The sequence below is a fragment of the Candidatus Pelagibacter sp. HIMB1321 genome (genome assembly GCF_900177485.1).
GTDB lineage: Bacteria > Pseudomonadota > Alphaproteobacteria > Pelagibacterales > Pelagibacteraceae > Pelagibacter.
In genome coordinates this window covers 1,004,369-1,026,013 of record NZ_LT840186.1, presented here as the reverse complement: position 1 = coordinate 1,026,013, position 21,645 = coordinate 1,004,369, and the positions used below count along the sequence as shown (strand labels likewise).

Annotated in this window: 25 protein-coding genes and 1 tRNA gene; 16 read left to right on the top strand and 10 right to left on the bottom strand. The window is 29.1% G+C overall.

From position 1 onward, the window contains the following. Positions 1 to 4 precede the first annotated feature (4 nt). Positions 5 to 160, bottom strand: a complete 156-nt coding sequence (gene rpmH / locus B9N70_RS05535; RefSeq protein WP_085114802.1) for a 50S ribosomal protein L34 — start codon at positions 158 to 160, stop codon at positions 5 to 7. Between the two features lie 93 nt (positions 161 to 253). On the opposite strand from rpmH, the gene B9N70_RS05530 reads away from it, so the two are divergent. The 16 genes from B9N70_RS05530 to B9N70_RS05455 all read left to right on the top strand — a co-directional run bounded on the left by B9N70_RS05530 (position 254) and on the right by B9N70_RS05455 (position 12,670). Further along, the gene (locus B9N70_RS05530) at positions 254 to 973 is read left to right on the top strand and encodes a TVP38/TMEM64 family protein (RefSeq protein ID WP_085114801.1); all 720 of its coding nucleotides are present in this window, start codon (positions 254 to 256) and stop codon (positions 971 to 973) included. A gap of 174 nt (positions 974 to 1,147) precedes the next feature. After that, positions 1,148 to 1,348, top strand: coding sequence for a hypothetical protein (locus tag B9N70_RS05525; protein ID WP_085114800.1), 201 nt, complete (start codon positions 1,148 to 1,150; stop codon positions 1,346 to 1,348). Between the two features lie 97 nt (positions 1,349 to 1,445). Further along, positions 1,446 to 2,000 (top strand): dCTP deaminase, encoded by a 555-nt coding sequence (gene dcd / locus B9N70_RS05520; RefSeq protein WP_085114799.1) that lies wholly within the window; start codon positions 1,446 to 1,448, stop codon positions 1,998 to 2,000. A gap of 2 nt (positions 2,001 to 2,002) precedes the next feature. Beyond that, positions 2,003 to 3,256: a UDP-N-acetylglucosamine 1-carboxyvinyltransferase gene (murA, locus tag B9N70_RS05515; protein WP_085114798.1), complete on the top strand. Its 1,254-nt coding sequence runs from the start codon at positions 2,003 to 2,005 to the stop codon at positions 3,254 to 3,256. Then, on the top strand, positions 3,256 to 3,651 hold the full coding sequence (locus tag B9N70_RS05510) for a DUF2948 family protein (RefSeq protein WP_085114797.1): 396 nt from the start codon (positions 3,256 to 3,258) through the stop codon (positions 3,649 to 3,651). The genes murA and B9N70_RS05510 overlap by 1 nt, the downstream gene beginning before the upstream one ends. Beyond that, positions 3,651 to 4,937 carry a histidinol dehydrogenase gene (gene hisD / locus B9N70_RS05505; protein ID WP_085114796.1) on the top strand — a complete coding sequence of 429 codons (1,287 nt, stop codon included), beginning with the start codon at positions 3,651 to 3,653 and terminating at the stop codon, positions 4,935 to 4,937. The genes B9N70_RS05510 and hisD overlap by 1 nt, the downstream gene beginning before the upstream one ends. 2 nt (positions 4,938 to 4,939) lie before the next feature. After that, complete coding sequence (infA, locus tag B9N70_RS05500; RefSeq protein ID WP_085114795.1) at positions 4,940 to 5,155, top strand: translation initiation factor IF-1; 216 nt, start codon at positions 4,940 to 4,942, stop codon at positions 5,153 to 5,155. Positions 5,156 to 5,161: 6 nt separating this feature from the next. After that, positions 5,162 to 5,236, top strand: a tRNA-Phe gene (locus B9N70_RS05495). Positions 5,237 to 5,314: 78 nt separating this feature from the next. Further along, positions 5,315 to 5,527: a cold-shock protein gene (locus B9N70_RS05490; protein WP_085114794.1), complete on the top strand. Its 213-nt coding sequence runs from the start codon at positions 5,315 to 5,317 to the stop codon at positions 5,525 to 5,527. A 349-nt stretch (positions 5,528 to 5,876) separates the two neighbouring features. Beyond that, positions 5,877 to 7,271: a histidine--tRNA ligase gene (gene hisS, locus B9N70_RS05485; RefSeq protein WP_085114793.1), complete on the top strand. Its 1,395-nt coding sequence runs from the start codon at positions 5,877 to 5,879 to the stop codon at positions 7,269 to 7,271. Then, entirely contained in the window at positions 7,249 to 8,295 is a 1,047-nt protein-coding gene (locus B9N70_RS05480) for an ATP phosphoribosyltransferase regulatory subunit (RefSeq protein ID WP_085114792.1), read from the top strand. The genes hisS and B9N70_RS05480 overlap by 23 nt, the downstream gene beginning before the upstream one ends. Continuing rightward, positions 8,292 to 8,984 carry an ATP phosphoribosyltransferase gene (gene hisG / locus B9N70_RS05475; RefSeq protein ID WP_085114791.1) on the top strand — a complete coding sequence of 231 codons (693 nt, stop codon included), beginning with the start codon at positions 8,292 to 8,294 and terminating at the stop codon, positions 8,982 to 8,984. Before B9N70_RS05480 ends, hisG begins: the two co-directional genes overlap by 4 nt. Positions 8,985 to 9,022: 38 nt before the next feature. Beyond that, the gene (locus B9N70_RS05470) at positions 9,023 to 10,120 is read left to right on the top strand and encodes a DNA recombination protein RmuC (protein WP_085114790.1); all 1,098 of its coding nucleotides are present in this window, start codon (positions 9,023 to 9,025) and stop codon (positions 10,118 to 10,120) included. A 37-nt stretch (positions 10,121 to 10,157) separates the two neighbouring features. Next, on the top strand, positions 10,158 to 10,844 hold the full coding sequence (locus B9N70_RS05465) for a hypothetical protein (RefSeq protein ID WP_085114789.1): 687 nt from the start codon (positions 10,158 to 10,160) through the stop codon (positions 10,842 to 10,844). Beyond that, positions 10,841 to 12,286: an exonuclease domain-containing protein gene (locus tag B9N70_RS05460; RefSeq protein ID WP_085114788.1), complete on the top strand. Its 1,446-nt coding sequence runs from the start codon at positions 10,841 to 10,843 to the stop codon at positions 12,284 to 12,286. The genes B9N70_RS05465 and B9N70_RS05460 overlap by 4 nt, the downstream gene beginning before the upstream one ends. A gap of 66 nt (positions 12,287 to 12,352) precedes the next feature. Then, positions 12,353 to 12,670: a thioredoxin family protein gene (locus tag B9N70_RS05455; RefSeq protein ID WP_085114787.1), complete on the top strand. Its 318-nt coding sequence runs from the start codon at positions 12,353 to 12,355 to the stop codon at positions 12,668 to 12,670. Here the strand turns inward: B9N70_RS05455 and B9N70_RS05450 are convergent. The 9 genes from B9N70_RS05450 to aroA form a co-directional block, all read right to left on the bottom strand. Then, on the bottom strand, positions 12,667 to 13,935 hold the full coding sequence (locus B9N70_RS05450) for a bifunctional folylpolyglutamate synthase/dihydrofolate synthase (RefSeq protein ID WP_085114786.1): 1,269 nt from the start codon (positions 13,933 to 13,935) through the stop codon (positions 12,667 to 12,669). The two genes, B9N70_RS05455 and B9N70_RS05450, sit on opposite strands and share 4 nt — an antisense overlap. After that, complete coding sequence (locus tag B9N70_RS05445) at positions 13,889 to 14,818, bottom strand: acetyl-CoA carboxylase carboxyltransferase subunit beta (RefSeq protein ID WP_085114785.1); 930 nt, start codon at positions 14,816 to 14,818, stop codon at positions 13,889 to 13,891. The genes B9N70_RS05450 and B9N70_RS05445 overlap by 47 nt, the downstream gene beginning before the upstream one ends. After that, positions 14,815 to 15,618: a tryptophan synthase subunit alpha gene (gene trpA / locus B9N70_RS05440; protein ID WP_085114784.1), complete on the bottom strand. Its 804-nt coding sequence runs from the start codon at positions 15,616 to 15,618 to the stop codon at positions 14,815 to 14,817. The genes B9N70_RS05445 and trpA overlap by 4 nt, the downstream gene beginning before the upstream one ends. Continuing rightward, the gene (trpB, locus tag B9N70_RS05435; RefSeq protein WP_172819967.1) at positions 15,615 to 16,847 is read right to left on the bottom strand and encodes a tryptophan synthase subunit beta; all 1,233 of its coding nucleotides are present in this window, start codon (positions 16,845 to 16,847) and stop codon (positions 15,615 to 15,617) included. The genes trpA and trpB overlap by 4 nt, the downstream gene beginning before the upstream one ends. Then, complete coding sequence (locus B9N70_RS05430) at positions 16,837 to 17,460, bottom strand: phosphoribosylanthranilate isomerase (protein ID WP_085114782.1); 624 nt, start codon at positions 17,458 to 17,460, stop codon at positions 16,837 to 16,839. Before B9N70_RS05430 ends, trpB begins: the two co-directional genes overlap by 11 nt. Further along, the gene (pyrF, locus tag B9N70_RS05425; protein WP_085114781.1) at positions 17,461 to 18,135 is read right to left on the bottom strand and encodes an orotidine-5'-phosphate decarboxylase; all 675 of its coding nucleotides are present in this window, start codon (positions 18,133 to 18,135) and stop codon (positions 17,461 to 17,463) included. Next, positions 18,128 to 18,418 carry an HU family DNA-binding protein gene (locus B9N70_RS05420; protein ID WP_085114780.1) on the bottom strand — a complete coding sequence of 97 codons (291 nt, stop codon included), beginning with the start codon at positions 18,416 to 18,418 and terminating at the stop codon, positions 18,128 to 18,130. Before B9N70_RS05420 ends, pyrF begins: the two co-directional genes overlap by 8 nt. A 7-nt stretch (positions 18,419 to 18,425) precedes the next feature. Next, positions 18,426 to 20,153 (bottom strand): S1 RNA-binding domain-containing protein, encoded by a 1,728-nt coding sequence (locus B9N70_RS05415; RefSeq protein WP_085114779.1) that lies wholly within the window; start codon positions 20,151 to 20,153, stop codon positions 18,426 to 18,428. A 168-nt stretch (positions 20,154 to 20,321) separates the two neighbouring features. Continuing rightward, positions 20,322 to 21,641: a 3-phosphoshikimate 1-carboxyvinyltransferase gene (gene aroA / locus B9N70_RS05410; protein ID WP_085114778.1), complete on the bottom strand. Its 1,320-nt coding sequence runs from the start codon at positions 21,639 to 21,641 to the stop codon at positions 20,322 to 20,324. Positions 21,642 to 21,645: the final 4 nt, after the last annotated feature.

The following is a 21,645-nucleotide window of genomic DNA, read 5'->3' as shown; positions in this document are numbered from 1 at the left end:
TAGGTTATTTTTTTTTAACAGTTGATGAAACAGTTAAATTTTTTCTTCCTCTAGCTCGTCTTCTTTTTAAAAGCTTACGACCACCTTTTGTTTTCATCTTTGATCGAAATCCGTGCTTTTTTAATCTTTTGCCTTTTTTAGGTTGGTAAGTTCTTTTCATAAAATGTTGTTAAATTTTTATTAAATTTCGCCCTTTATAGTAATTAAATATATAAATAGCAAATAGAAGATTTTAGAATTAACATCAAAATCAATGGCAAAAACTAAAAAAATTAAATTATTTATTGGCCTATTTTATGTATCCGCTGTTTGTTTATTTTTATATTTCATACTAAGTAAATTTAGCTTTCAAGAAATAACTAGTTATGAGTTTTTTAAAAATAATAGAGACTATTTTTATGAACTAAGACAAACTAATCTATTTTTTTTAGGAATAGTCTTTATTTTTTTTGCAGCTCTATGGGTTTTTGCAGCTGGCTTTGGTTCTCCATTAGCTTTATTTGCAGGATTTATTTTTGGTAAATGGTTTGGTCTGTTGTTTGCAGTTATAGGAATGACAATAGGTGCAACTTTACTTTATATCTTTGCAAATTTTTTTTTAAAAGAAATGATCAGAGATAAATTTTTAAATCGATTTAAGCAGCTTGAAGAAAAATTTAAAAAATCTGAATTTTTATATTTATTAATTTACAGATTTGTAGGAGGAATTCCTTTTCAAATTCAAAATGTTTTGCCGTGTATATTTGACGTTAAGGTTTCTAGCTTTTTTTGGTCAACATTGTTGGGAATGATCCCTTCATTATTTATTGTTATCTCTATTGGTAGTGGACTTGAGGAAATAATTAATAACAATCTAAATGCACCAAGTATAATTGAATTAATTACATCACCGTCAATTTATATTCCGTTAACTGCTTTCTTTTGTTTATTGATAATTACTATTTTTTTTAGAAAAGTATTTTATAAAAATTAATGGTGCTCCCACCCTGTACTGACCAGGGAACTAGTCATTACCAATGACTTGTTATGCCATTTAACTACAGGAGCATAAACTAACAATTGTATTTCACTGATAATAAAGCATTTTTTTCAAATTATTGCCTTAATTTTTTAATTAATATGTATTATATACACGCGAGGATTTTTTATGGGCATTCATTACGATTATAAATCAACTAAAAGTGCAAAGCTTATGGAGAAGCAAGCTAAAAGGGAAAAAAAGCTTGCAGAAAAAAAAGCAAAACGATTAGCAAAAGAGGGTCCTAAAGAGGAAGAGCCTAAAGCACCAACATTAGATGCTTCAAAGCCAATAACTTTAGACTTTTTAACTAATCCAGACAAAAAATGAATTCTAAAGAAAAGAATGAGCGTTTAAGTTTAGCACTTAAGAAAAACTTAAAAAAAAGAAAACTTTTCCAAAAAAAGATAAAGAAGAAAAGTAAATAATGTCAGTTCTTTCAGACAAGTGGATTAGAAAAATGTCTAAGGAAGAAGGCATGATCTCACCTTTTGAGGAGAAACAGGTTAGAGGAGATAGTATCTCTTATGGATTATCTTCATTTGGTTATGATGCTAGAGTTTCAGATGAATTTAAGATTTTTACAAACGTCAATTCCGAAATCGTTGATCCTAAAAATTTTAAACCAACCAACTTTGTAACAAAAAATGTTTCTGAATGTATTATTCCACCAAACTCATTTGTATTAGCAAGAACAGTTGAAAAATTTAAAATTCCTAATGATGTGCTTGTTATTTGTCTTGGAAAATCAACTTATGCAAGATGTGGAATTATAGTCAATGTCACTCCACTAGAACCAGGTTGGGAGGGCTATGTAACATTAGAATTTTCAAATACCACTCCTTTACCAGCTAAAATTTATGCAAATGAGGGAGTTGCCCAATTTATCTTTTTAAAAGGTAATGAAAAACCAGAAGTAACTTATGCAGATAGAAATGGTAAATACATGGGGCAAACTGGAGTAACGTTACCTAAAGTTTAATCATGCAAAAACTAGAGGTCTTTGGAGCCAATAAGCTCAAAGGACAGATAAAAATTTCAGGTTCCAAGAACGCTTCATTACCTATTTTAGCAGCAACACTTTTATCTAATAAAAAAATTATTTTAAAAAATCTCCCTAAAGTAAGAGATATTGAAACAATGCTGGCATTACTTCAATCATTAGGATCTAAAATAAAATTAGATAAAAATAAAACCATAATTGATAACTCCAAACAAAACAAAAAATTTGCTTCATATAATTTAGTAAAAACTATGAGAGCAGGAATTTTAGTTTTAGGCCCATTGCTTGCTAAACATAAATCAGCCAAAGTATCTTTGCCTGGTGGATGTGCGATAGGAACTCGTCCAGTGGATATACATCTTAAGGCATTATCAAAATTAGGAGTTAAATATAAAATTGATCAAGGTTATGTAATTGCAAATGCTCCAAAAGGTTTAAAAGGAAACAAAATTAAATTTCCAAAAATTTCAGTAGGAGCAACAGAAAATCTAATTATCGCAGCAAGTTTTGCAAAAGGGACAACTATATTATCTAATTGTGCGATAGAACCTGAAATTAATGATTTAGTAAATTTTTTAAAAGAAATGGGATGTAATATTAAATGGATATCAAAAAGAACAATTAAGATTATTGGAGTTAGTAAAATTAAAGAAATTTCATATTCTGTAATGTTTGATCGAATAGAAGCTGGAACGTATTTAGTGGCAGCAGCTGTTACCGAAGGAAATTTAAGAATTAGCAATATTGTACCTGAAATTATAAAAACAGAAATCAATCTTCTTAAAAAATTAGGTTCGAAAGTAATGATTAAAAAAAATGAAGTTCAAATTATTGGAAATAGAAAAATTAAAAATACTAAAATAACAACAGCACCATATCCCGGATTTCCTACAGATTTACAGGCTCAAATAATGGTTTTACTATGTAAAGCTAATAAGAGCTCTATAATTAAAGAAGATATTTTTGAAAATAGATTTATGCATGTTGCAGAACTAAACAGAATGGGTGCAAGAATTTCAACCAATGGCAATAAGGCAATTGTTGAAGGAAATATTAATTTTGCACCAGCAGAGCTTATGGCAACTGATTTAAGAGCTTCAGTTTCATTAATATTGGCAGCATTAACAGCAAAAGGAAAATCAGTTATTAATAGGATCTATCATCTTGATAGAGGCTACGAAAATATTGAAAAAAAATTGAAAAAAGTTGGAGCTAAAATTAGAAGAGTTAACTAATGGATAAAAAATATTTAGCAAAAATAATTGCAACTGATAACGAAGGTCTTCAAATGATCTCAGCTTGTTGTGCTGGAGCAAAAGTTAAAATTTCAGATATAAAATTTTTACAAGAAAATAAGATATTTTTACTTTCAATTGAAAGAACAAAAATCGAGTCAGGCCAGGAAGACAAAAAAATCAATAGTATTTGTAAATTTGATTTTGTCGATCAAGTAAAATCTAAAAATATTAATCAAAAAGATCAAGATTTAACATTAGAGTTAATTGGAATTGATTATTTAAAAAATAAAGATGACTTTGAGATTAACCTCATATTCAATAACAATGCACATATTTCATTGAAGTCAGAAACCATTGAAGTAAGACTAGAAGATCAAAATGAGATTAAATAATGGTTAAAATATTAAATAGCAGTAGTAGAAGTTTTAATCGTGAATTGGAAAAACTATTAACTATTAGAAAAAATAAGGTTCAGTCTAGTTCTGTATCAGTCACTAACATTATCAAAGATGTTAAAAAAAATGGAGATAAAGCTTTATTAAAATACGAAAAAAGATTTAATAAAAATTCAATCATAGTTCCAGCCTCAAAACAAATTTCTAACTCAATTAAAACTTTAGATAAAAAAGTAAAACAAGCAATTGATACAGCTTATAATCGAATTTATAAATTTCATTCATTACAGAAATTTAAAAACATTTCTTATGTAGATAAATTTAAAAACAAACTTGAATATAAATATTTACCAATTAATTCTGTTGCAATATATGTTCCAGGTTCAACTGCTTCATATCCTTCAAGTGTATTAATGAATGCAATCCCAGCAATTGTTGCAGGTGTTAAAAGAATAATAATGATTAACCCAGGTTTTAAAGGAAAACAAAATCCAGCCGTTTTATATGCTGCTAGAAAATGTAAAATCAAAGAGATTTATTCAATTGGGGGGCCTTCTGCAATTGCAGCAGCTGCCTATGGAACAAAAAAAATTAAATCAGTAAATAAAATAGTTGGGCCTGGTAACGCCTATGTTGCTGCAGCTAAAAAAGAAGTCTTTGGAGATGTTGGAATTGAAGGAATGACAGCTGGTCCTTCTGAAGTAACTATTGTTTGTGACAAGTATTCAAACCCAATTTGGGTAGCAAGTGATTTAATTGGTCAAGCAGAACACGATCCTCTTGCACAATGTATTTTAATTTCTAAAGATAAAAATTTAATTTCAAAAGTTAAATCAGAAATCTTAAAACAACTTAAAGACATTCCAAGACAATCAATTGCTAAAAAAAGTTTGATGAATAATGGAATTTTGATGCACATTGCATCTGATAAAAAAATTATAGATGTTGTTAATAAAATTGCACCTGAACACTTAGAATTAAATGTTAAAAATTATAAATCATTTGTTCCTAAAATTAACAATGTAGGTTCAGTATGTTTAGGAAAATATGCTGTTATGGCAATGACAGATTACAATGTTGGATCCAACCATGTTTTACCAACTAACGGGTCAGCAAAATATTCTTCAGGAATAAGTGTTAATGAATTTTATAAAAGAATTTCTTATATTAACTTATCAAAAAAGGGTATTGAAAGTCTTGGGCCATCGGTTATAACACTTGCAAATTATGAAGGGTTAGCAGGACATGCTCACTCAGTAAAAAAAAGAATGAGGAGAAATTAAATTTGTCAAAACAAGATCTACTTGAATTCAAAGGTAAAGTAACAGACCTGTTGCCTAATGCCATGTTTAGAGTTCAATTAGAAAATGGTCATACCGTTACTGCCCATACCGCAGGCAAACTTCGAAAAAATAGAATTAGAGTTCTGCAAGGTGATAACGTGACAGTAGAGATGACCCCTTATGATCTTACTAAAGGCAGAATAATCTTTAGAGGATAATCTTAAGGCTGAGTAGCTCAGGAGTAGAGCAGAGCCCTGAAAAGGCTTGTGTCGGAGGTGCGAATCCTTCCTCAGCCACCACCACTTTTCATCTTGAAATTATTCTAAAAAAAATTATTTTTCGCTCATTAAAAATAACAAAAAGGACTAAGAAATAAGATGAGTACATTACAAGGTAAAGTAAAATGGTTTAACGGTAAAAAAGGTTACGGTTTTATCGAAAGAGATGACAAAGAAAAAGATGCATTCGTACATGCTTCAGCAGTAAAAGCAGCTGGGATGAGATTCTTAAACGAAGGTGATAAGCTAGAGTTTACATTAGAAGATGGTCCTAAAGGTCCTTCTGCAGTTAATCTAAAAAAATTAGACTAAATATTTAAAATTTTATAAAGGGCGTTTTTCTATAAAATTAGAGAAACGTCCTTTTTTATTTTAGGGTTGAATAAATAATTTTTTTGTCTAAAAGACTAACCATGAATACAAAAGCGACCAATAAAGTAACAAACAGAGGTACTCAAAGATCTACTCTTCGAGGAACTAATAGAGGTACGCATAGACATTTCCATGCTGGCTAAAGCTAGCTATTAATTTTTATAATATAATTTTAAATCCACTAAAAATAATATAAAACACAAGAGGATATGCCTTGGTGGTGAAATAGCATCACGTCGGTTTGTGGATCCGAAGTCGTAGGAGCGTAACCTACCCAAGGTACCAAAAAATGAATAAAGAAAACAAACTCAGTCCATCCTTACCGTCTGGATTTGAAGATCGTTGGGGGAAAAAGTTAGTTCTAAAAAAACAGCTTTTAAATGTGATTGAAAAAAATTTTATTAAGTTTGGAGCTGAACCATTAGAAACTCCATCCTTCGAAGTAAGTGAAAATATAGGATCTTTTCTAGCAGAAGATGATGCTAATCCTATGTCAGATGTGTTTTCATTTAAAGATGGAGATAAAAGTATTACGCTTCGTTATGATCTTTCTAGTCCGTTAGCAAGATTTGTTGCACAAAATAATCAGGAACTTCCGTCAATTTATAAAAGGTATGCTATTCAAAATGTTTTTAGAAATGAAAAACCAGGCAATGGACGGTATCGAGAATTTCTTCAAGCCGACTTTGATATAATTGGTAATACAAATCCTGCTCAATCTAATGCTGAGCTTTGTAATTTAATATCAACAACTTTACTAGAATGTGGTCTTAAAAAAGATCAATTTATAATAAATGTCAGTAATAGAAAAATTGTTCAAGGATTGATTGATGAGCTAAATATTTCATCAGAAAAACAACTAAAAGTAATTAGAGCAATTGATAAATTAGATAAGCCAGGATTTGGTTTATCAGGGGTCGAGGCTTTACTTAAAAAAGAGAGAAAAGATAGTTCTGGAGCAATTACAAAAGGTGCTGATCTTAATGATGATCAAGTAAAACAAATTTTAGATTTTCTAAAAATAAAAGACTTAAAAGAATTAAAAGATAAATTAACTAATCCACTTTCTCAAGAAGGAATAAAGGAACTAGAAGATGTTTTTGAGATACTTGGATTTGGAAAATACAAAGATCAAGTCCAAACAAATTTTACAATTGTAAGAGGTCTTGCTTATTATGATGGGTTTATTGTTGAGACTAATTTAAATTTTGAGGTGAAAAACAATAAAGGAAAACCAGTTGATATTGGCAGTATTTGTTCTGGAGGAGCTTATGCAAAACTTATCTCTAGATTTAAGGGTGTAGATATACCAGGCACTGGCATTTCATTTGGAGTTGATCGATTGTTGTTTGCTTTAATGCAATTAGAGCAAATAAAAGTAAAAGAGCAAAAGCCAGTTCTAATTTGTGTCATGGATCAAAAATATCTAAAAAATTATTATGAAATTTTAGATCAATTAAAAACTAACAATATTAATGCCGAAATATTTTTAGACACAAAAAAGAATTTAGGAAAACAACTAACATATGCAAATAAGAGAGAACTTGAGCTTGCTATTATTTGTGGTGAAAATGAATTTAATGAAAACACAGTTACGATAAAAAATCTTAAAGGTGTTAAGGGTGAAAATAATCAAACTATTTCTAGAGAAAATTTAATTAATGAAATCAAAAAACTTATCTGAAAATATCCTTAGATCAGTAAAATCTAAGGGATTTAAGTATATTAATTTACCTTCAGTAATAGAGGCCAATCACATTGTTCAAAGATCTGGCGAAAACTTTAGAAAATTTATATTTTCATTTATTGATCAAAATGGCAGTGAATTGTGTTTAAGGCCCGATCTCACAATTGCATCTTGCCTTAGATATTTAGAAAATAATTTAAAAGGAAAAGAAAAGATATTCTATAATGGGCAAGCATATAGAAAATCACAAAACAAAAAAGATTCTATTATTAGAAATCAAATTGGATTTGAAATTATTGGATCTAAAAATGAAAAAAATGATGATAAGGAAATCATTAATACTTCACTTAAATCACTTCAAAATCTTAAATATTCAACTGGAACATTAACAATTGGTAATGTTGAGATATTTAATCTTCTGATTTCAAAATTAGATATTCCAAAAAGGTGGAAATTAAGATTATCAAGACATTTTTGGAGAGAAGATTATTTTAATGATCTTTTAAAAAGATTAGAGACTAACTCAGACGTTGATCCAACCATCGTTGAAGTTGATAAAAAAAGATATCTTAAAATGCTAAAAGATGATCAATCTAAAATTGTTGCAGGTCGATCAATTAGTGAGATTTTAAAAAGATTTGATAACAAAATTAAAGATCCAAGAAGAGCAAGCAAGGGCAAAAATGTATCGAAGATAATTAAAGATTTTCTAAAAATTAAATGCCCAATTAATAAAGCAGCTAGTGAATTAAATAAGTTTTTTAAAAAATATAAAATTAATCTTGTAGTGGATCAAAGATATTTTCCACTATCTCAAAATAAAATCTCAAAACTAAATGTAATCTTTTCAGCTTCATTTGGAAGACAGCTTGAATACTACACAGGTATGGTTTTTAAAATTGATGTTAAATCAAGCTCAAAAATTAAAAACGTTATTAATGGTGGAAGATATGATCATTTAATATCTGATCTTGGATCTAAAAAAGAAGTTTCAGCAGTAGGGGCTGCATTAAATCTATGATCAAAGATGTGATAAATATAGGTATTCCAAGTAAAGGCAGACTTCGAAAAGATGTATTAAATATCTTTAAAAAGAAAAAATTAAAACTTGTTTCAGAAAGAGGTGAGAGAGATCTCTTTGGTTCTATTAAAAATAAAAATAATATTAAAGTTGTTTATTTACATGCAAGAGAAATCATCCAAAGACTTGGAGATGGTTCTTTAGATCTGGGATTTTCAGGATTTGATTTATTAAAAGAAAGTGAAATTAATATTCAAAATAAGGTAAATGTAACAAAGAAATATAATTTTGGAAAAGCAACGTTAGTTGTTGCAATACCTGATGAATGGATTGATGTTCAAACAATTGCAGATTTAGAAGAAATTGCATTTGAATTTAAAGACAAAAAGAAAAAAAGACTAAGAGTTGGAACTAAATACCCAAATTTAACTAGAGATTTTTTGTTTTCTAAAGGAGTAACTCAATTTAAATTAGTTGATAGTTTGGGAGCAACCGAAACTTATCCTTTCACAGGATCTGCAGAAATCATTACAGATATTACTTCTACTGGAGAGACTTTGAGAGCTAATAACTTAAGAATATTAAAAGATGGTGAAATATTAAATTCTGAGGCTTGCATGATGATTTCAAAGTCTTCATCTAAAAACAGGAATTTACAAAGTTTGGTTAAATTACTTTCTAAGAATTAAATCTTTCTAATCAATAATATGATATAATACAAAGAATCATGGATATTGTATTATTAATTGTATTGGTTTTGTTAACTGGAATAGCTTCTACAATTCTTTATTTAAATTTAAAATCTAAGCCTAAAGATGAAAATGAGAATAAAGAAGCTGAAGAGATGGCTAATTTAAAGTTAGAGATTACAAATTTAAAAGACACTTTAAATACAACAATTAATAATTCATTGGGGTCTATGTCGACCTCATTTAATGCCTTATCTACTGGAGTTACTAAAGATATGACAGAAACCTTAACTAAAGTTGAGGAGAAAGTTGGAAGCTTTAATCAACAAGTTCAATTATTAAATCAAAGCCAAGAGGGTATAACCAAAATTTTAGCTGGGGTTAAAAAATATGGAACACTTGCAGAGTTTTCTCTAGATGCATTAATTAAAGATTTATTGCCTGCTTCACAGTTTATGACCAATGTGAAGATGAAAGAAAATACTAGTGAAAATGTAGAATTTGCAATCAAACTTCAGGGAGATGTTTTGGTACCAGTTGATAGTCATTTTCCAGTTGAAAAGTTCAAGGCAATTACCGATGGTCATGACGCGGAAGACAAAAGGGCTGTTGCAGATGCCAGAGCTAAATTGGCTAGTGCTTTTAAGGCAAAAGCAAAGAGTGTAAATGAAAAATATATAGTTCCACCTAAAACTACAGATTTTGCAATTGTTTATGCACCAACAGAGAGTTTATACAAAGAGTTAACTGAGTACCAAGACCCAAGCACTAAAGAGCTATTAACTCAAGAATTAATGAAAAAATATAAAATTGTAATCTGTGGTCCAAATACACTTTCAGCTTATTTACAATCTTTACATATGGGATTTCAATCTTTGAAAGTACAAAAGGGTGCTACTGAAATTTATAATCATTTAAAAACAATCAGTACAAGATTTTCAAAACATTTCGAAAACATCATTACACTTCGAAAAAAATTAGAAGATGCGATGGGGGTTGTTGATAAATTTGGAACCGATGCAAGATCAATTACAAGAACTTTAGAAAGTATTAAAGATCCCGAACAGGTTGAGAAAGCTGTACAAACAGAAAATGTAGAAAAATTTGTTGAACGAACTAGACAGTTTAAAAATTAATTTCTTTTTTTCGACAATACCGACTATAAGAAATCACATGCAGTGGAATAATAAATACACTTATCCAAAATCTACCAGATCAATATTTAAAGGTTCAAGACATTACTCTGTTAATCAAGAAAACCTTCCATCAGTGACAACTATTTTAAAAGCAACAGAATCTGAAGAGAAAAAAGCTAAATTAGAAGAGTGGAAAAAAAGAGTTGGACACAAACAAGCTGAAGCTATTTCAAGAGAAGCAACTACCAGAGGTAGTTCAATGCACGATTATTTAGAAAAATTTTTATTAGGAAAATTAAATTTAGATTTACTTGGTGATAATACAAGAGAAAAAATGATGGCAGATCAAATTATTGAAAATGGACTTAGAGATAAATTAAATGAAATTTGGGGATGTGAAGCAACTTTGTACTATCCTGGAAAATATGCAGGGGCAGCAGACTGTATTGGTATTTACGAAAATAAAGAAACCATTATAGATTTTAAACAAAGTAATAAGCCAAAAAAAGATGAATGGATTGATGATTATTATCTACAATGCGCTGCTTACGGACTAGCACATAACACTGTTTATGGTTCAAATATCACTCAAGCAGCTATTCTTTTATGTACAAAAGATAATATTTTTCAAAGGTTTGTGATTGATGGTGAAAGATTTAAGAATTATCAAAATCTATTTATGGAAAAAGTAGAACAATTTTATTCACAAAGGTTGGCAAATTGAATTACGTAATTTGGGATATAGAAACAGATTCTGCTCAATTAGATTGGGCAACTATGATTGAAGTGGGTGCGATCCTGTTAGATGAGAATTTCAAGGAAAAAGAAAGGTTTTCTGCTCGTTGTAGAATGCCTCAAGACAGAGTTCCATCAGCAACTGCACTTTGTATTAATAAATCAAACGTGGATTTAATTACAAAAGGAAACTTGAGCCATTATGAGATGATCGCCCAATTAGAGAAAAAATTCAGAGAATGGTCACCAGCCACATTTATGGGATTTTCTAGTGTTGGCTTTGATGATGAAATATTAAGAAGAGAATTTTTTAAATCTCTAAGAAAACCTTACCTAATTAATACGGAGGGAAATGCAAGACATGATGCTTTGAATATGATCAAAGCTGCATTTGCAGTAGATGAAAATGTTTTAAAAACGGAACTTAATCCTAAAGGTAATAAATCAATGAAACTAGAGTCTTTAGCAAGATTAAATGGTTTCGACTCTAAAGATGCTCACTCAGCATTATTTGATACTGAATTAACTGTTAAAGTTTTAGGTTTGTTAAAAGATAAGCAACCAGATTTATGGCATGAATATTTAAAAACTAGAAGCAAAGTAGTTGTAGAGAACTTAATTAAACAGGAAAAAATGTTCACAATAAATGAAAACTTTTTTGGTAAAAATTATTTATTTCTAGTTGCGCCTCTTCATCCTAACTCATGTATGCATCCAGTTTATAAATGGGGACAAGCAGTCAATTTATCGGCAAATATAGAAGAACTCCAAAAATTAAATTATCAAGATTTAAAAAAAGAAATGAAAAAATCTCCTCGTTTCTATAAAACTATTAAAGCTAATAAAGCACCCATCATTTTAGATAAAAGTTTGGGAATGAAAGTAGATCCTTATAAAAAAATTGGTGAAAACTTGCTAAATAAAAGAGCTGAACTGATGAAAAAAAATGAAAAGTTTTCACAAGATATTTGTAATATTTTAAAAGAAGCTGCTGAAGAAAAAATAGAGACCGCATCTCAAGAAGATATAGAACCAGAAGAATCAATTTATTCTGGGGGCTTTATTTCATCAAAAGATGAAGCTTTGTTTCCAAAGTTTCATAGCAGTGACTGGAAAGAAAAATTTGCATTATTAGATAAATTTCAAGATGATCGATTAGTGACTTTTGGTCATGGACTAATTTATAATGAGGCACCAGAAGTTTTACCTAAAGAAATACATAAAAAAATTAAAAGAAGAATTGCATCAAGAATACTAAGTACAAATAAAGAGAAATGGTGGACTGTTTCAGCTTTTTACTCAGAGTGTGATGAAATAAGAGAAAATGATGACAAGATGTTTTCATTTAAAACTGTAGATGAAAAGCTTAAGTTTCTTGACGGAATTAATGACTACGTCATGAATTTAGAGCAAAAATATTCTGACGCTTAGTTGATAAAATTAAAAAAATTTGTTTTTGATCATTGAATATTCATTTTATTCAACTATATCAGTACTATGCTTATAGATTTTAAAGACGAAGATTTTGAAAATAAAATCAAAAATGAAGATGTATCAGTAATTCAATTTTCTGCTGCATGGTGCGGCCCTTGTAAGGCTTTGAAACCTGTGATGGATAAACTATCAGATGAATATAAAGAAAAAGCTGGTTTTTATTATGCAGATATAGAAGATGGTGGAATTAATACTGGAAGTGCTGCGGGGATAAGAGGAGTACCTACTGTAATTGTCTACAAAAAAGGTGTTGAGGTTGATAGAAAGGTAGGCGGTGTTCCAGAGGGGCACATGAAAGAATTTTTAGAAAAAAACATCTAATTTAAATTCAATACTTCACCAGCTAAATACAAAGATCCTGTAATTAAGATCAAGTCGTTTTTCTTAACTGGAATTGACTTAATAGCTTCAAAAATGTCTTCCTTGTATTGAACATTTTTAACGTTATTTAGTTTATTTTTTAAATCTTCTCCAGCAATTGCATTTGGTTGATTAGGAATATCTATTGTGGTCAAGGTCTCAATTTCATTAAAGTAACTGATATATTTTTGGTGATCTTTATTAGCCATCATCCCAAGAATAATATGTTTTTTACAGTCTAAATTTTCTAAATAATTATTTAAAACTTTAGCACCTAGTGGGTTGTGTGATCCATCTACTAATAATCTATTTTCTCTAACCAAATCCTTTAACTTCCCCTCAGTAATTTCTTGCAGTCTTGCTATACTTTCAATTTTAGTAATCCCATCTTTAATATGTTCATTATTAATATTAATTTCTTTAATTATTCTTAGTGTTGCAATTGCTGTAGATATATTCTCAAGTTGAAATTGACCATTTACATTAGGTTTTGGGAGTTTAATTCCTCCAAATTCATCTTCATAATAAAAGAAATTATTTTCATTTTCTGAATAACTATAATCTTGATTAAAAAATAATCTTTTTGATTTGTTTTCTTTTATTGTTTTTTTAATATGCTCTGTAATTTCATTTGAGCTTTGTTTTGCAACAACAATATTTGAATTTAATAATTTGGTCGTTTTTTCAAAAATAATTTTTTCAACGGTTTGTTCATCTTTTGGAAGCCAATCTAAATGATCCAAACCTATTGATGTTACAACACTTGCTAGGTTTTGATTTAAAATATTAGTTGCATCAAATCTATGAAATAGTCCAGTTTCTATTAAATTGATATTTTCTGGATAATCTGCTGCTTTAAAAAAGTAAGCAGCAGTTAAAATTTCAAAAAATGTTATTGGCTCATTATTGTTAGCTTTCTCAACCTTTTCTAAAAGATTTGTTAATTCTTCATCATTAAGTTCTTTATTATTGAAAACAAACCTTTCATTTATTTTTCTAATGTGAGGACTGGTATAAATGTTACAATTAAATCCTGCTTTTTTAAGTATTGCATACATGGCCTGTATTGTTGAGTATTTACCATTAGTCCCAACAACAGAAATTGCTTTAATTTTATCTTGAGGATTATCTAATTTTTTACAAAGATTTAAAATTCGATCTAAGCTTAGATCAATTTCTTTAGGATGCAGCTCTTGTAAGCGACTGACTATCTTCTGAAGTTTCATTTTCTTCAGTGCTTATAACAGAATTTTTCTTTAACAATATTGATAATAAAGTTCCAATTTTTTCAGCCAGATCTTTTCTCTCAACTATCAAATCCACAAATCCTGTCTTTTGAACGTATTCACTAGTTTGAAAATTTTCAGGTAGTTCTTCTTTAACGGTTCCTTGGATTACTCTTTTCCCTGCAAATGCAATTAATGATCCAGGTTCTGCAATGTGAATATCACCTAACATTGCATAAGAGGCAGTTATTCCTCCAGCAGTTGGATCTGTGATTAACACAAGATAAGGAAGGTTATTGCTTTTCAATTCATTGATTGCCAATGTGGTTCTAGTCATTTGAGATAATGAAATTAAGCTTTCCATCATTCTCATTCCACCACCAGCGCTAATACAAATAAATGGAGTTTTATTTTCTATTGCATGTTGAATTCCATATAAGAAAGCTTCTCCTTCAGCAGAGGCCATTGATGCTCCTAAAAAATCAAAATCAGATGCAACAGCAGTTACCTTAATGTTATTGATATTTCCACAAGCAACCATCATTCCACAATCAAGACCAGTTTTTTTACGAGCACTTTTTAATCTATCTTTGTAAGGTTTTGAATCTTTCCATTCCAAAGGATCATCATTAGGAATTGGTGTTTTAAAAATTTCATAATTATTCTTACCAAAAAGAATATCAAATCTTTGATTAGGTTTAATTCTGTGATGTTTGTTACAATCTGGGCAAACCCATAGATTTTTTTCTAAATCTTTTTTAAGAATTGGACCTTTGCAGCATGAAGTCCAATCACTTTTTGCTATCTCTTCTTTAGATGCTCTTTTGTGAATTGCAGTTTTGATTTTTTCACCTGCTTTAATTATTTTGGTAATCCAATTCATTTAATTTTATTTCTTAATTTTCTGACAATATTAGTAACATTTGTGACAGCATTTTGTCTCTTATTAATAGAGTTAGTTATTTCCTTACAAATTGCACTCCCAACAACTAAACCATCTGCTTTTTTAAGGGATTTAATTGTCTTTTCAGTGATACCGAATCCAATAACTATGTTCTTATTTTTATTTAATGATTTAATTTTATTGTATCTTTCTAGAATTTTTTTAGGTGCAACTTTTAGTTTACCTCCAGTTGTTGATAGCATTGAAATATAATAAACCATATCATGACTATCTTTGATGATTTGTTTTAACCTTTCTTTTGATGTTGTTGGAGAAACTAACTGAACAAAATTAATTCCTTTTTTTTTACATTTTAAAGCAAAAGCTTTATTTTCTGGATAGGGCAGATCTACTACAATCAATCCATCAATTTTTGATTTTTTACATTTTTCAATAAACTTAGTTTCATTGTATTGATAAATCATATTGTAATAACCCATTAAAATAATTGGTTTATTTTTTTTTGATTTCTTAAATTGACTAGCTATTGAAAAAACATCGCTTATCTTAACTCCGTTTTTAATAGCTCTGTAAGCGCTAGTTTGTATTTGTCCTCCATCTGCTATTGGTGTGTTATGGGGAAAACCTAATTCACAAATATCTGCATATTTTGAAATTGATTTTAAAATTTCTAATGATTTTTTTTTACTATTATCACCTGCAACTGTGTATGTAAGTAGAGCTGGTCTATTTTCTTTTCTAGTATTTTTAAACGTTTGGTCAATTAATGAAGCGCTCATCTTTTCTTACCTAATCTTTCTCTAAGAATATCCCTATCCTTCTTTGCATCACCACATGAGTTTACAATAATGATTGTATCTTTGCTTAGCTTAGGAGCTATTTTTATTGCCTCTGCAAAGGCATGGCTTGGTTCAAGACTTGGGTTTAGATTTTCAAATTTTGTAACCATTTGATGAGCATTTAATGCATCTTCATCAGTTGCATATGTATATCTTGCTCTTTTAGTATCTTTTAAAAAACAATGAATTGGACTTACGCCAGGATAATCTAAGCCAGCACTTATAGACTCTGTTTCTTGGATTTGCCCTTCGTTATTCTGACATACATAAGAAGCTGCACCATGTAAAACACCTATCTTTGCATTTCTACTTAGTGGTGCTGCATGAAGCTTAGAATTTTTTGGCCCACCAGCTTCAACTCCTACTAATTCAATTTGTTTTTTATCATAATTAATAAATTCACTCCAAAAACCATAAGCTGAACTTCCACCACCAACACAATTTATAAGTTTAATTTTTTTTGGAATTTTTTTGAACTCTTTTTTAAGCTGAACTTTAAGTTCTCGTGAGATTTGAGCGGTGCTCCAACCACAAATTTTAACAAAAATATTTGGCCCCACTGTTGAGCCCACACACATATGCGTATTATCACAATTTGAAACCCAATATCTCATACATTCACTTACGGCATCCACAAGTGTTTGACTTCCAGAGTAAACAGGAACAATTTCTGCACCATTTTTTCTCATAGCATCACAGTTAGGTTTTTGTCTCTTGATGTCTTTTGCACCCATAAAGATTTTACATTTAAGGCCAAATTTTTTTGCTGCCATACTCAACATTTTTCCGGCATATCCAGCACCTGTGTCCCCTACGATGTATTTTTTACCCATAGCCTTACATATTAGAGCGTGAACGGTTGCATTATAGATTTTATGTGCACCACCATTTGCTTCAGAAACAACTTTAGCCCAAATTTGAGCACCACCTAAATGATTGGACAAATTTTCTAATTTTACAAAGGATGTAGGAGACCCAATATAGTTTTTGAAATAATGGTCTCGCTGTTTAAGAAATTTTTTATTTTTTCTAAGTTTTTGAAATTCTTTTGTTAAATCTTCTACAGGCTTTTTAAGAGTTTCTGGAATAAAACTTCCACCAAATTTTCCACCCCAAAATCCAAATCTGTCATGCTGATCAATTAATGGAATGTTCTTTTTAAGTTTCATCATTTATTTTTTTTATTTTGTTTAAGAAAATTTCAATTTTGGAAATATCTTTTACTCCAGAAGTTTCTACACCACCAGATATATCTATAATATCAGCTATTTTTTTAAATTTTTCAAGTTCATCGTTTACTTGGATATTACCAGCCAACATAACTTCTTTATTGAATTTTATGTTTTTGATTAACTCATGTTCAAAAGACATACTTTTTTCATAACCTTTGCTATCAAATAAAAAAATATCCGAAACATCGCTATACAGATTATATTTTTTTACATCATTTAATGACTGAACTGTAAATGCTGTGATTATTTTTTTATTATATCTCTCTCTAATATCTTTGATTTCTTTTGGATCACAATCGTACACCTGATAATAATCAAAGGGTAAATTTTTTATATCTTCTAATATTTTTGTATCTGGTTTAACTAAAACTGCAACGTATGATGAATTTTTCTTATCAATTTTTAGCAAATCTTTTAATTTATTTATCTCAACATATCTTTTTGATTTTGGGTAGTTTACAATAAAACCAATAAACTTTGGTGAATGCGAATGTTCTGTTAAAAATTTTAATGTAATTGGATCTGATATTCCACAAATTTTAACCTGCATTTAATTTAACGAGGATAAAATTTCTTTAATATTTTTTTTAGGATCACCTTTGGTAATTGGTCGTCCAATTATTAAGCAATCGCTACCTGCTTCCAAAGCTTGTTTGGCATTCATTGTTCGTTTTTGATCATTTTTACGATCGTCTTGTCTAATTCCTGGAGTAAAACATTTAAGCTTAGGAGCAATTTCTTTAATTATTTTTATTTCTAGTGGACTACAGATTACACCATACAAATTTGCTTTATCAGCTATTTTAATTAATCTTATAACTTGTTTTTCTACCCGATCTTTAAATCCAAGCAATTCAAGATCTTCATCACCAAAACTAGTTAAGACAGAAACACCAAGCAATTTTACATTTATTTTACTTGCTACTTTGTTAGCAGCTTTTAAAGATTCTAGCCCATTTAATAAATGAACTGTAGCATAACTTACATTAAGATCTTTTAGGGATTTTATAGACTCTACTAAAGTATTTTTGATATCAAAAAATTTACCATCATAAAAAATTGGTTTATTAAATTTTGCAAGGGCTTTAATTTCATCTGGAGAATGCCGAGTAATATATTGAAGTCCTATTTTAATACCTGATATCTCATTACAAATTTTTGAAATCAAATCTAATATTTCTTTTTGACTTGAAACATCACAGGCAACAAAAATATTTTTATTCATGATTATTTAATTTTTTAAATAAGTCTTTAGCCATTTTGAAGTGAATTGTTTTTTTTTCTGGTGTATGAACCTTTTCCCCTGTCTTAGGGTTTCTTGATATTCTTGCTTTTTGTTTTTTAGTTGAAAATACACCAAAACCTCTAAGCTCAACTCTTTCGCCACGTCTTAGAGTTCTTTTGATTTCTTTGAGAATAATTTCAGTAAATTTTTCGAGGTCTTTTTTTAAAAAATTTGGATAATTTTGTGAAAGTTGTTTTAAAAGCTTTGATTTTACAATAGCCAAATTAATCTTACTCTTTGTCCTCGTCTTTTTTCTTTAGATCCTCTGATAAAGATGAAAAAGGAAGATTTTTACCAGACCATTCTGCTCCATATTTTTCTAATGCTTCTTTTTTCTCAATTTCTTCAAGAAGCTTGATACTTAAAGTTGCTTTTCTTTTATTTAAATCTAGTTCAGAAATTGCACAATCTATTCTTTCACCACCTGTAAATCTTGAAGGTCTTGCATCTGCAGCGTTAATTGCAATTTGAGACTTTTTAATTTGAAAATCCATTTCACAACCTTCAGGTCTAACTATTAAACCCTTATTATCTGTAGATATGATTTTAACTGTAATTGTTTGATTAATTTTTTTATCATTAAACCAGTCAAACGGATCAGGTTGAGTTTGTCTTAAACCAACTCTAATTTTCTGTTCAGATGCTTTAATCTCAAGAACTTTTACTTTTAATTTTTCACCTTTTTTATATTTAGCTAACTCTTCTTCACCATTATTTAGGTAAGTTAAATCATTACAATGTAAAAAGGCATCTACATCTAAATCTTCGACTTTAACAAATAAAGAGTATTCATTTTTGTTAACTACTTCACCTTCTATAATTGTTCCAATAGGAAATTTTTTCTCAAATGTTTCAAACGGGTTGTCTTGAGTTAATCTGTGAGATATTGCTACTCTTCTTTTTTCTTTATCAATTTCTGTGATCACACAATCAATTTCATCACCAACTTTAAACATTTTTTTTGCTGAAATATTTTTCTTAGTCCAGCTTAATTCACTTGAGTGGAGTAGAGTTGTAAGACCTGGCTCAAGTTCGCAGAATGCTCCAAAGTCCATAATTTTAACAACTTTAACTTTGTAAATTTTATTTAATTCATAATTTTCAATATGCTCAAAAGGATCTGGCGAAAGTTGTTTAACAGAACAACCAACTTGCAGTTTCTCTTTATCAACAGATATAACTTTTAGATCGTGTTTTTCTCCAATATTAAAAACTTCATCAGGATGATTAACTCTTGAATATGAAATTTCTTGTAAATGTACCAACACATCAAGTTCACCGTTAACATTAAAGAAACATCCAAATGAACTATAACCTTTAACCTCTGCTCCTTTGATAATGTCTCCAACATTATATTTTTCAATAATTTTTGCTTTATCTTCTTTTTTAAATGAAGAAATAATTTCTCTTCTAGACACACACGCATTTCCTCTAACCTTATCTAGTTTGATTAAAGCAAATTTTTGAGGCTCATTCATTAAATGACTAATGTCTTTGAGAGGTTTGTCACTTATCTGAGAGCCAGGTAAAAACATTAATGATCCTGTATCGATATGTTCAACTATACATCCACCCTTACATTTAGAAGTAATTTTTCCCATAATTGGTTCATTTTTTTCATAAGCTTCTACTAGCTTATCCCAGCCTTTAATCTTTTGAGCTTTACTTGCTGATACTAAAACTTCACCATTTTTATCCTCAATCTTTTCTAATAGAACAGAAATTGTCTCTCCAACTTTAATTTTATCTGCAAGACCCATACTCTTAAGTTCATTTATATCTAATACAGGTTCACTTTTTAATCCTTCAACAAAAAGAAATACAAATTTTTCTGTAATTTTATTTATTTTTCCATCGATTATTTTTCCTTCTTCGATGCTTACTTTGGATAATTGACTGTTTAGTAATTTTTCAAACTCTTGAGAGGCTGGACTTGATAGATCTTTATATATTTCCATTAATTAGTTAAATTCCTTATCTGTTTTTTTAAAAACACGACCTTTTAGATAAAATAATCATTTAAATCAATAGCAAATAGCATGTTTAAACATTAGTTAGAGTAAAAATTTGGGTTATTTTAGAGTATTTTATGTAAAAATTTCTTCTTTGAGCTTTGATATTATAATTTATTTTTTAATATCGTTAATTATCTTCAAAAATGATGGAAAAGAGGTCTTAATAGAATCTTTATCATGGATAGTCCATTTACCCCCAAATGCAAGTGAAGCTATGACACTTGTCATAAAAACCCTGTGATCTTTTAGGTAATCTTTAATTACAATTTCTTTATTAACTTCTAAATTTGGATTTCCATAAATTTTAATAGAGTCACTAGTGGTTTTTGTTTTGACACCCATCAAATTTAAAATTTTTGAACCCCATTTAAGGCGAGGACTTTCTTTTTGATTCAATTCAGACAGGTCTTTAAAATATGAAATTCCTTTTGCTTTTGCTGCAACTAAGAAAATAACCAGGAATTCATCAATAGCACCAGCGTTAAGGTTTGATGGGCAATTAATTGGTTTTAATTGTTTTGGACCTATAACCCGAATATTTGCAATTTTTTCTCCTTTGTAGATTCTTTGCTTTTCAAAAAAAATTTTTACACCCATTTTTTTTAGAATAGTTATAATTCCAATTCTAGAAGGATTGATATTGACATTTTTTATGATTAATTCTGAATTTTTAATTAGAGCTGTAAGCACAATAAAAAAAGAACCTGAGCTTATGTCTGATGGAATTTTATAATTTAAGGGAGAAATTTTTTTTACCCTGTTTACTTCAATCAAATCAAATTTTTTATTTTTTTTAACTTTTACTGGTAATTTGAGATATTGACTTAAAAGCTCTGTATGGTTTCTGGATTTTTTTGCTTTAATAATGGTTCTACCCTTTGTTTTCATTGCAGCAAAAATTACGCTACTTTTACATTGTGCAGAACCTCTTTTTTCTTCATATAATATTGGGCTAGGTTTTTTTATTCCTAATATTTTAAGTGGTAAATTATTACCATTTTTTAATTCAAATTTAGCACCAAATTTACTAAGTGGATCAGTGACTCTTTTGAAATCTCTTTTAGATAAACTTTGGTCGCCAATTAATTTAATTGGATAAGGTGTTTTAATTAATATTCCAAGAATTAATCTCCCCAAAGTTCCAGAATTTTTTGCATCAATAATTATGTTTTTTTTGAATTTATAACCTTCAATACCTCTTCCATAAATTTTACAAATTTTGTTCTTAATATTAACTCTGATACCTAATTTTTTAATTGCATTAACTGCTGCAATTACGTCTTCTGAGAGTAATAAATTTTCCGCTTTAGATATGCCAGTTGCTAGTGATGAAAAAAGAACCCATCTAATACTGAGACTTTTATCACCTGGAACAATTATTTGTTTTTTGAAACTATGAATTTTTTTTTCAATTTTAATTTGATTATTCATCAAA